This is a genomic window from Roseateles sp. GW821-FHT02E12, assembly GCF_059421665.1.
Genome location: NZ_JBWKVK010000002.1, coordinates 1,229,229 through 1,240,302 on the forward strand (window position 1 = coordinate 1,229,229; position 11,074 = coordinate 1,240,302).

At 69.0% G+C, this 11,074-nt stretch carries 7 protein-coding genes; 2 read left to right on the forward strand and 5 right to left on the reverse strand.

The genetic code is table 11. The features are described 5' to 3' along the window. Positions 1–16: 16 nt before the first annotated feature. On the reverse strand, positions 17–1,279 hold the full coding sequence (locus AC07V5_RS16430) for a tyrosine-type recombinase/integrase (protein ID WP_495116744.1): 1,263 nt from the start codon (positions 1,277–1,279) through the stop codon (positions 17–19). Between the two features lie 489 nt (positions 1,280–1,768). Here AC07V5_RS16430 and AC07V5_RS16435 point away from each other — a divergent pair, with 489 nt between their 5' ends. Together AC07V5_RS16435 and AC07V5_RS16440 are read left to right on the forward strand one after the other, a co-directional pair. Beyond that, positions 1,769–2,647 (forward strand): tripartite tricarboxylate transporter substrate binding protein, encoded by an 879-nt coding sequence (locus AC07V5_RS16435; RefSeq protein ID WP_495116745.1) that lies wholly within the window; start codon positions 1,769–1,771, stop codon positions 2,645–2,647. Further along, on the forward strand, positions 2,644–4,719 hold the full coding sequence (locus AC07V5_RS16440) for a diguanylate cyclase domain-containing protein (RefSeq protein ID WP_495116746.1): 2,076 nt from the start codon (positions 2,644–2,646) through the stop codon (positions 4,717–4,719). The genes AC07V5_RS16435 and AC07V5_RS16440 overlap by 4 nt, the downstream gene beginning before the upstream one ends. Here the strand turns inward: AC07V5_RS16440 and fdhD are convergent. The 4 genes from fdhD to AC07V5_RS16460 all read right to left on the reverse strand — a co-directional run bounded on the left by fdhD (position 4,710) and on the right by AC07V5_RS16460 (position 11,012). Next, positions 4,710–5,504, reverse strand: a complete 795-nt coding sequence (gene fdhD / locus AC07V5_RS16445) for a formate dehydrogenase accessory sulfurtransferase FdhD (RefSeq protein ID WP_495116747.1) — start codon at positions 5,502–5,504, stop codon at positions 4,710–4,712. The two genes, AC07V5_RS16440 and fdhD, sit on opposite strands and share 10 nt — an antisense overlap. Positions 5,505–5,543: 39 nt before the next feature. After that, entirely contained in the window at positions 5,544–8,129 is a 2,586-nt protein-coding gene (locus tag AC07V5_RS16450) for a chemotaxis protein CheW (RefSeq protein ID WP_495116748.1), read from the reverse strand. Between the two features lie 314 nt (positions 8,130–8,443). Then, the gene (locus AC07V5_RS16455) at positions 8,444–9,259 is read right to left on the reverse strand and encodes a DUF72 domain-containing protein (RefSeq protein ID WP_495116749.1); all 816 of its coding nucleotides are present in this window, start codon (positions 9,257–9,259) and stop codon (positions 8,444–8,446) included. Positions 9,260–9,335: 76 nt separating this feature from the next. Next, positions 9,336–11,012: an electron transfer flavoprotein-ubiquinone oxidoreductase gene (locus AC07V5_RS16460; protein ID WP_495116750.1), complete on the reverse strand. Its 1,677-nt coding sequence runs from the start codon at positions 11,010–11,012 to the stop codon at positions 9,336–9,338. Between the last annotated feature and the right edge of the window lie 62 nt (positions 11,013–11,074).

Here is an 11,074-nt window from a genome sequence, read left to right on the forward strand (position 1 = left end):
GTGCGCAGGGCCAAGTTCAGCGCTTGGCGGTTTTCAGCTGGATCACCTGGGCGGGCTTCTCGACCCTGGCCAGAAAGTCGGCCCAGTCGGCCATCAGGCGGCGACGCTTCTCGAACAGATCGCCACGGCGGTAGGCCGCTTCGACCTTGCTGGGGATGGTGTGGGCGAGGGCCATCTCGGCGACCTCGTTGGGGTAGTTGGTGCGCTCGGACGCCCAGTCGCGGAACGTCGAGCGAAAGCCATGCTGGACGACATCCAGGCCCATGCGGCGGATCACCGCATTGAGGGTGCCATCGGAAAGGATGCCGCCACGCGGCGCCACGAACACCAGGCCATCGGCCGGCGGCTCGTCACCATCAGGCAGGTCGAGACCCGCGCGAATCTGGTTCAGTAGAGCCAGGGCGGCGTCGGACAACGGGACGCGATGCTCCCGGCCCGCCTTCATCCTGTCGCCTGGCACGGTCCAGACGCGCTCATCAAGGTCGAACTCTGACCACCGTGCGCCACGCACTTCGCCAGACCGGGCGGCAGTCAATATGCCGAACGCCAGTGCGCGAGCACCCATGCCAGTGTGCGTGCGCAGCTTGGCCATGAAGCCGCCGGCCTCGCCGATGGGCAGGGCGGGGTGATGCTCTTCCTTGGCGATCTTGTTGGGCGCCGGCAGGAGGTTGTCGAGGTGGCCCCGCCACCGTGCCGGGTTCAGGCCCTTGCGATAGCCGCGGGTCGTTGCCCAATCCAGCACCTTCTCTATCCGGCCGCGAACACGGGTCGCCGTTTCGGTCTTGCTGCGCCAGATTGGCTCCAGCACCTTCAGGATCTGCGGCAGTTCGATGTCGCTGACCAGCGTCTCACCGATGTGCGGGTAGGCGTGGGTCTCCAGGGTGTTGCGCCACTGCTGGGCGTGCTTGGCGTTTCTCCAGCCCAACTCGTGGGCCTCGATGTAGGCGACGGCGGCCCGCTTGAACGGAACGGCGCTGGCCTGACTCATCTTCAGGATCTCCCGGGCGGCCTGGCCTTCCTGGATAGGGTCGACGCCTTGTCTGATCTTTGCCCGAGCTTCAGCCGCAGCCTCGCGCGCCTTGGCAAGGGTGACATCGGGATAGCCGCCGAGGCCCATATCGCGGCGCTTGTTGCCGACGGTGGCCCGCAAGATCCAACTGCGGCCGCCACTCTCCAAGACCTGGAGCGCCAAGCCGGCGACACCGCCGACGAAGTGCAGCCCCGGCTTCGTGAGCCTGCTGACGGCCAGTGAGCCGAGTTCTGGGGCCTTTTTGGGCATAAATGAGCGGCGCTGGAGTGGCGGAGCGCTTATCTGGGTGGAGATATCTAAGCCCATCTATCCACCCATCAAGCAATTTGCGATTGGATGATATGTGGTGATCCGTCAGGATGCAACGCCTCATAGGGGAATCTGGAGCGGTCAAGCGTGATGACGCGACCTGAGACGCCATGAAGTTCGATTCCGGCGGACTCCGTCTCCTCCAAACACATCAAAGCCCGTCCTTGTGACGGGCTTTTCTTTTGCCCGAACAAGGCTGTGCTTCCGGGCGATTCGTCACGAATTGGCAGATCTGATTTCAGATTCGCCAATTCGGACTTCGTTTCGATTATTTATGATCGATTCGTGGTGGTGATGGCAATAAAACAATTCAGGCGTCGTTGGGGCGCTCTGCTGACGCTCGCTGGCGGCCTGTTCGCCGGCTGTGCCGTGGCCGCGAGTCAATTGGCTGAAGCGCCGTTGCCGGGGGCGGGTCCCGTCAGACTGTTCGTGCCTTTCCTGGCCGGTGGCGAGGCTGACGGCTCGGCGCGTAATTTCGTGCAGAGCGCCATGCGGGTTCGCGGTGGCCCCACCTTTGAAACCACCCATCTGACGGCCGAGTCGGGCGCCGCGGCGGCCCGCGCCGTGAAGCAGGCCGAGCCGGACGGTCACACGCTGCTGCTGGCGCGTGTCGGCAACGTGGCCATCCTGCCGGCGCTGTCGCCGCGCACGACCGTGCCCGTGAGCGATTTCACCGTGCTCGCCGTGCTCGACCAGGCGCCGCTCATTTGCGCCGTTCGCAGCGGTACGCCCATCATGTCCATGCGTGAGCTGCTCGCCGCCATTGCCGCGACGCCCGGTCAGCTGCGCTACAGCACAGCGGGTGCCGGCACCCTACAGAACCTGGCGGTGCGCTATCTCCTCGTACTCAGCGGGCTGCCGGACGATGCGGCCAAGCCGCTGCATTTCGGCCAGGGCTCGCAGGCGACGCAGGCCTTGCTCCAGGGCGAGGTGGACTTCAGCTGCAACAACGCGCGCAGCATCGTGCCGGCCGTGCAGTCGGGCGCCTTGCGCGGCCTGATGACGACGGCGCAGGGGCGGTTGCGGTCGCTGCCGCGCCTGCAGAACGCCGCCGAACTTGGCCTGCGCGACATGCAGCAGTTGCAGGGCTGGTCGGCGTTGCTGGGGCCGGCGGGCATGCCGACACAAACCGTCGAACGCTGGCGGGCCCTGCTCGACAAGGTTGCCGCCGACCCCGAATGGCGCGCCGGCACCGAGGCTTTGGGCGCTTCGACCCGCATCCGCGAGATCCCGGACCCCACTCATTTCCTGCGTCAGCAGGCCCAGTTCTACGAGCGCCTCGTGGCGACTCTCGAGGCGCGGCCATGACCACCCGGCAGAACCGCGGACTCTGGCCGTCGTTCGTGGACGCGGCGCTGGTGGTGCTCGTGCTGGTGGTGGGCCTGGCCGGCAGCCTGGGTGCCTACCGGTTCTTGTCGCTGAAGGCCGCGGCCCAGGAGCGCGAGCAGCTGAACGCGATGGGACAGAGCGTCGTCGGCGCCTTCGACCTGCAGATGGTGCGCGTGGTGGAGGCGCTCCAGGCGGCCAGCCAGATGCTGTCGGCCCAGGCCGAGCTGACGCACGAGCAGTTCACCCGCTACGGCGTCGGCCTGATCAGCGACTCGTCGGCCCTGACCCTGCTGGAATGGCAACCCGTCGTGCCGCATGAACAGCTGGCGGAGTTCGAGAAGCAGGCGGCACTGGAGCAGCCGGGCTACCGCGTCGTCGAGCCGACGCCCGACTACCAGGGCGAGGGGTTCATGGCCGTTCGCGAGCGTGAGGTCCATGTGCCGGTGCGCTACTCCTGGCCGGAGAACGGCGCGGCCGTGGGTGTCGACATGGCCTTCGACCCGCGCCGCATGCGCTCCAAGCTGCTTGCGCGCGACGCGGGCGTGCCCATCGCGTCGGAGGTCTTTTCTCTGATCCGCCGTGGCCAGCCGGGCACGGCCCTCAGCGGCTTTGCCGTGTCGGCGCCGGTCTACCGTTCATCGCGGCCGGTGAGCACCGAGGCGCGCCGCCGCGAGCTGAAGGGCTTCCTGGCTGGCGTCGTCGAACTGCCCGCGTTGATGGCCGAGGCGGCACTGCGGGCGGATGCCAATGGCCTGGACGTCTTCGTCTTCGACCAGCAGGAAAAGCATCGCCTCATCTACTCCTCACCGGGCAGCGAGCCCTTCCGTTTCGCCGAGCGCGACACGGCGCTCAGCGTCGACGTCGGTGGCCGGCCCTGGCAGCTCGTGCTCCGACCCCGGCCCGGCGTTCTCGACGCCGACGTTGATCGTTCGCCGCTGCTGGCCCTGGCTGCGGGCAGCCTGGCCACGCTGCTCGTCGCGCTGGCTGTGGCCCGCAGCCTCGTCGTGCGAAGGCGGCTGGAGCGCACCGAGGCCGTGCTGGCCGAGGATCGCCAGCGCATGGCCAATGTGCTGGACGGCACGGCCGCCGGTACCTGGGACTGGCATATGGACAGCGGCCGCCTCATCGTCAACGAACGCTGGGCACAGATGCTGGGCCGCAGCCGCGCCGAGCTGGAGCCCATCACCGTGACGACGTGGGAGCGGCTGTGCCACGCCGGCGACCTCATCGAAGCCGATGACCCGTTGAAGCGCCACCTCCGCGGCGAGACCGAGCGCTACACGGCCGAGTTCCGCATGCGCCACGCCGATGGCCACTGGGTCTGGGTGCAGAGCAATGGCAGCGTCTTCGAGCGCGCCGCCGACGGCCGGCCGCTGCGCCTGGCTGGCACGCACATGGACATCTCGCGCCGCAAGGCCGACGAGCAGCGCCTGCAGGACGACGCCCGCGCGCTGGAGGCCGCGAATCGCCAACTGCGCGACCTGGCCATCCTCGACGCGCTCACCGGTGCGTTCAACCGACGGCATTTCAACGACGTCTGCCTGGCCGCGCTGGCCGGCGCCCAGCGCGGCCAGGCCGTGGCGCTGTGCATGCTCGATGTCGACCATTTCAAGGCCTACAACGACCACTACGGCCACCAGGCCGGCGACGCGGTGCTGAAGGCCCTGGCCCAAACCCTCAAGGACAGCCTCAAGCGGTCGACCGACGCGCTGTTCCGCCTGGGCGGCGAGGAATTCGGCGTCATCTTCTCGGCGGCCTCGGCCGAGACAGCGCAGCAATTCGTCGGCAAGCTCAGTGCCGCCCTGCATGCGTTGGCGCTGCCGCACGAGGCCGCGCCGCAGCGCATCGTCACGGCCAGCTTCGGTCTGGCCTGGTGGGCCTCGCCCACGTCCAACCTGACGCCCGAGGACATGTATGCCGAGGCCGATGCCGCGCTGTACGAAGCCAAGCGGGCAGGGCGCGATCGCGTTGTCACGTATTGCTACCGTGCCGGCGAGGGTGAAGGCGAGGCGCAGTCGGGCGCTGCGGAGCTGTCGGGGCCTCAGGCGTAGCGCGTCGCCCGGCCTTCGCGCACAAAAGCCCAGAGCTGCAGGCCCAGGTCGCGCGCGGTCGAGATGGCCAGGCTGCTGGGCGCAGACATGCAGGCCAGCAGGCCCGCGCCGGCCATGGCCGTCTTGTGCACGAGCTCGAAGCTGGCGCGGCTGGACATCAGCACGAAGCCCTTGCGGGTGTCGGCATCAGTGCGGGCGAGGGCGCCGGCGAGCTTGTCCAACGCGTTGTGGCGGCCGATGTCTTCACGCGCCAGCAGCAGCTCGCCGCTGGGGCTGCACCAGGCCGCACCATGCAGGCCGCCGCAGCGTGCGTTCAACACCTGGGCCGCATGCAGGCCGGCCAGGGCACGGTCCAGAGCGCCCTGGGCCATCTCAGGCGCCTGCACCGGTGCGGGCTGCACGGCGCCAACCTGGGCCAGGCTTTCCAGCCCGCACAGGCCGCAGCCCGTGCGGCCGGCCAGCAGCCGGCGGCGCACCTTCAGGTGCTGCTCGCGCGCGGCCGTCACGCGCAGCGCCAGCTCCATGCCATCGGGCTGGGTCAGCACCTCCACGTCCAGCAATTCGTGCCGCGACGTGATCCAGCCCTCGCTGAGCGCAAAGCCCAGGGCGAAGTCCTCGAGGTCGGCCGGCGTGGCGAGCATGACGGCCTGCGAGACGTCGTTGACGGTCAGCGCGACCGGCATTTCCACAGCCACCCACTCGTCGGCAGCAGCGCCCAGGGGGCGCAGGTTCAGCAGGGCATCGCCGGTGGGCGGCAGCGTGACGACGGTGTCGGACAAGGGCATCAGGGAATCATAGGAGTCGCGGAGTAGCCAGCCGCGCGCTCAGGGTGCTGGCAAGGCGGCCTGGGCCGGCTCGACGTTCATGCCGATGTGGGCCCACAAGTCCTGGGCGGTCAGCAGCGTGAGCATGCGGTGGGGCGACGAGTCTGCGCCGCGCACGAGGCGGGCGCGGTTGCCCGGGCTGGGCAGGGCCTGGCCGGTCGCGATGCTGAACACGGGGCCCAGTTCCTCCACGCGCAGCGCCAGGCTCTGCCCGGCCTCGTTGCGGCAGATGAGGACCGGCGCCTCGTGCGCGTCGGCCGCGCGGCCGTACAGGGCCAGGCTCAGGTCCAGCACCGGCACCATGCGGCCTTCGTGCTGCAGCATGCCCACCAGCGCGCGCGGCGCGTTGGGCAGGGCGGTCAGGCGCGGGTGTTCCAGGGCCTCCACGAGCAGCGCTGCAGGCAGGCCTAGCCATTCGCCGGCCACGCTGAAGGCCGCGATGTCCAGGCTCTGCTCGCTGGCTTGTGCAGGCGGCGGCACGAAGCCGGTGTCAGCTGCGCCGGCTTGTGTCGGCATGCGCGGCCCCAGCGGCTGCAGCAGCACGGAGGCCACGTCCTCGCTGGATGGCGCCTGGCCCTGCTTGTACTCGCGGTAGCCCTGGGACATGGCGATGCCGGCCGCGTAGACCATACCTTCGATATCAAGCTCGCAGCGCAGCGCTTGGCCCCCGGCCATGCCCGCCAGGCTGGCCAGCGCGGCGGGCGACAGCGGTGCTGGCGCGCCGGCCGGCCAACGAGGGTCCGAACTGGCGACGACGCGGCCGTCCCGTGTGACGAAGAGGGCCGCCGGCGCCTGTGCGCCCTCACCGGCGGCCGCGGGCAGCGAGTCCTTCAGCATGGCCGCGAACTGGGGTTCGCCGTCGAACACGATGGCGATGCCGCCGACCACCTGGCCGCCGTGTTGCAGCGAGGTGGCGTAGACGTAGGTGGGTTGGCCCGAGGCGCCGTAGAGCGGGCTGGCCTCGTGGCGGGAGACGACATGGCGCTCCGCGTCGCGCAGGCCCAGCGCCGCGCCGACCCAGGGCGCATCCAGGCGCTGGCCGACCTGGGCGGCCTGCGCCGGGTCGGACACGGCCATCACGTGGCCCTGCAGGTCGAACACCAGCAGCAGCGAGTAGACGGTGTACAGGCCGTTGATGTGTTGCAGCACCTGCTGCGCCTCGGCCGCGGCGGCCTGCGCCTGGGGCGTGCCCTGGGCAGCGAGGGCGCGCTGCAGGCGCACGTCCAGCGCCCACCAGCGGCAGTCGTTGGCGCGCTCGTAGAGGTTGCGGTCCATGATGTCGATGGCCAGCCGCGCCTGGAAGAGGGCGCCGTCGAACACCGCTGCCAGTGCGGAGTTCTGCAGCTTGGCGATGGCCTGCTCGAACACCTCGCGCAACTGCCCGCCGGTGCGCTGCACCTCGTTGAGCAGCGTCGTTGCGAAGCCGGCGCCGTTCTGACCGGCGCTGGTGCCCGTGCTGGGGCGGGCATGGCTGCGCAGCTTGCCGTTCCACAGCGTGCGCGACAAGTTGCGCTGGATGCGCCGCGCCTCCAGCGGGATGCCCTGCAGCTCGGCGTCGAACAGCTGGCGGGTGTCGATGGCCTCGCCCAGCCGGCGCAGCTCCTCGCTCAAGGCCGGGTCGTCCTCGGCCTCGAAGGCCCAATCCAGCGGTGTCAGCACGCAAGCCGTCCAGCCCGGTGGGCCCATATAGCCTTCGTAGCCGCTGGCGCGGGCGGTGGCGCAGAGGTAGTCGCGGCCGGCGAACAGCACGCGTTCGCCCTTGAGCTGCAGCCGGGCGCCGGGCGGGATCTGCCAGGCGTCCGAGCTCTGCAGCACCCGCTGTTCGGCATCCAGCAGGCAGATGACCGCGTGCTCGTCCTGGCCGGCCAGCAATTGGCGGAACACGGCCGACATCTCATCCTCCAGGCGGAAGGACAGGCACAGCAGGCCCACCACGCCGGCCGGCGTGCGCAGGGCGCGGGCGTAGATCAGGCCTTGGCGGCCGCCCAGCAGCGTCGTGGGGCCGTAGCGCTCGACATAAGGGCCATCCGAGGCCAGCGCCTCGGCCACCCAGGGCTCGCTGCAGCCGGACACATCGACGCTCTCGTCCTGCCGCGCCAGCACCTCGCCCTGGGGCGACAGCACGATGACGTCGTCGTAGACCGAGTACTTGGCGGTGTAGGCCGCAAAGCGCAGCTGCAGCGCCGCGCGGCTGGCCGCGTGGCCAGGGTCGGCGGGGGCCAGCGCGGCGTGGGCGCACAGCGGGCCGTCCGACGCGAGGAAGCCCACGTCGGCCGTGCGCTCGAACAGGTTGCGCACGAGGATGTCGATGGCCACGCGGGCCCGGCCGTCCATGCGCGCCAGCGCGTGCGCACGCAGCCGCCGCGCGAGGCTGTCCAGCAGCGTGGTGGTGAGGTCCTGGAAGGCGGTGCGCGTCTGCCCGATGTCGGTGGCCGTGCCGCTCATCTGGCCCAGCAGTGCCAGGCTGTCCCAGACGCCCTGCAGCCGCAGCAGCGCCTCGCGATGCTCGTCGACCAGCGTCATGCGCCGCAGATAGGGCGCCACCTCGGGGCTGAAGGGCAAGCCTTTGTGCCAGACCTTGTTCATCGCGATGCAATCCTCCGGAAACGTTTTCAAAGACAAAGCGCGGGCGGCAGCATGCATGGAATTGCGGCGTTTGCCGATGCTGACTTCCCGATCAGGCCAAAGCTGTCACGCAAAGTTAGATTGCCGAATCGTGGGTCGGGCGCTGTCGCAGGCGTGAGTGCCCGCGAATGCCCATTTGTGGGGCGCGCCGCGTGGTCGGCCAGCCCGTTGCCCCTTCCCGGAGCCGTGGGTACTTGCCCGACCATTTCAAGTCCGACGATTTCGCGCTGGCGCTGCGGTTGGTCGACGACCATGCAGCGTTGCTGCGCAGCCTCCTAGGCCGGAACGGCCTCGCCCAACGCCCGCCGCAGCGCCATGGCTGCGTGCGGCGCGCGCTCCTTGGCGCCGCTGATGAAGTAGACGAAAACATCGCGAGCCGCGGCGTTGCTGCCTGGCGCCGGTTCGATGCGCGGCACGCCGTCCGGCTCGCCGCCTTCGGCCCAGGTGCGTGCCGACTCGGCGAGCTGCGGGAAGACCTCGGGCTTGCAGCCCAGCGGCTCATCCGAGTGCGTGCGCATGATGCGCGTGTAGACGAAGTCGCCCGTGGGCTCGGCGATGGGCGGGTAGTCGTCGGATTCGGTGAACACCGTTGCGGCTTTGTACTGGCGGGCCAGCGCGAGGTACTCAGGGCACTGGAAGCTCGCATGCCGCACGTCCAGCGCGTGGCGCAGCTTCAGGCCGTCGATGCTGGCCGGCAGCAGCTCCAGGAATGCCGTCAGGTCAGCCGCGTCGAAGCGATGCGTGGGCGCGAGCTGCCAGACGATGGGGCCGAGCTTGTCGCCCAGCTCGGCGATGCCCGAGTCGATGAAGCGCTTGATCGATTCGGCGCCATCGGCCAGCACGCGGCGCTGCGTCGCGAAGCGGATGGCCTTGAGCGAGAACATGAAGCCGTCGGGCGTCTCGGTGCGCCACTTCGCAAAGGTGGCCGGCTTCTGCGCACCGTAGTAGGTGCTGTTGATCTCGATGGCCGTCAGGTGGCCGCTCGCGTACTGCAGCTCACGCGCCTGCGGCCAGTCCTTGGGGTAGAAGTTGTCGCGCCACGGCTCGAAGTTCCAGCCGCCGATACCGACCCTGATCGTTCCTGCACTCACGCTGACTCCCGGTTGATTGCCGATGGCTGTATGAAAAAACAGTCTATCGGCCTGGGTGGCGTGAGCGCAAGCGGGCTTACATGCCCGCGTAGTTCGGCCCGCCGCCGCCCTCGGGCGTGACCCAGACGATGTTCTGCGTCGGGTCTTTGATGTCGCAGGTCTTGCAGTGCACGCAGTTCTGCGCGTTGATCTGCAGCCGCTCGCCGCCACCGGCCTCGTTGGGCACGAACTCGTAGACGCCCGCCGGGCAGTAGCGGCTCTCGGGGCCGGCGTACTTGGCGAAGTTGACCTGCACCGGCACCGCGTCGCTCTTCAGCGTCAGGTGGGCCGGCTGGTTTTCTTCGTGGTTGGTGTTGGAGATGAACACCGAGGAGAGGCGGTCGAAGGTCAGCTTGCCGTCGGGCTTGGGGTAGGCGATGGGCTTGCACTCCGCGGCGGGGCGCAGCGACGTGTTGTCGGCCTTGTGGTTGTGCAGCGTCCACGGCGGGTTGGCCACGCCCAGCTTGGGCAGCAGCCACTGCTCGATGCCGGTCATCAACTGGCCCGTCGTCTTGCCCTTCTTGAACCAGAGCTTGAAGTTACGCGTCTGCTGCAGCTCTTCGTTCAGCCAGCTCTTTTCGAAGGCTTCGGGGTAGGCCGCCAGTTCGTCCTGGGCGCGGCCGGCGTCCAGCGCGGGTGCCAGGGCTTCAGCGGCCAGCATGCCGCTCTTGATGGCCGCGTGGCTGCCCTTGATGCGGGCGGCGTTCAGGTAGCCGGCGTCGCAGCCGATCAGGCAGCCGCCCGGGAACACCGTCTTGGGCAAGGCCTGCGGCGTGCCGTTGTTGATGGCGCGGGCGCCGTAGCCGATGCGCTTGCCGCCCTCGATGTGGGCGCGGATGGCGGGGTGGGCCTTCCAGCGCTGCATTTCCTCGAAGGGGCTGAGATACGGGTTGTCGTAGTCCAGCCCGATGACGAAGCCGAGCGTGACCTTGTTGCCTTCCAGGTGGTACAGGAAGCCGCCGCCGAAGGTGTCGCCCTCCATTGGCCAGCCGGCGGTGTGCACGACCTTGCCGGGCTGGGCCTTGTCCGCCGGGATCTCCCACAGCTCCTTAATGCCGATGGCGTAGGTCTGCGTGTCCTTGCCCTCGGTCAGCTTGTACTTGGCCAGCAGCTGTTTGCCCAGGTGGCCGCGCGCGCCTTCGGCAAAGACCGTGTACTTGCCCAGCAGCTCCATGCCCAACTGGAAGTGGTCGGTCGGCTCGCCGTCCTTGCCCAGGCCCATGTTGCCGGTGGCCACGCCCTTCACGCGGCCCTGCTCGTCGTACAGCACCTCGGCCGCGGCGAAGCCCGGGAAGATCTCGATGCCCAGGCTCTCGGCCTGCTGCGCCATCCACTTGACGACGTCGGACAGGCTGATGACGTAGCAGCCATGGTTGTGGAAGTTGCGCGGCACCAGCCAGTCGGGCGTGCGCGTGCTGCCGGTCTCGGTCATGAACAGCACGTCGTCGCCGGTCACGGCCTGGTTCAGCGGCGCGCCGAGTTCTTTCCAGTTCGGGAACAGCTCGGTGATCGCGCGCGGGTCCATCACGGCGCCGGACAGGATGTGCGCGCCGGGCTCCGAGCCCTTCTCCAGCACGACGATGTTGGCGTCGGGCTTGATCTGCTTCAGGCGGATGGCCGTGGCCAGGCCGGCCGGGCCGCCGCCGACGATGACCACGTCGTATTCCATGGACTCGCGGGGGCCGAACTGGGCGAGGATTTCTTCGGATGTCATGCAGGTCTCCGTCAGCTTTGAATTGCGCGCGATTCTAGAGAGGCTGGATTGCGAATCGAACG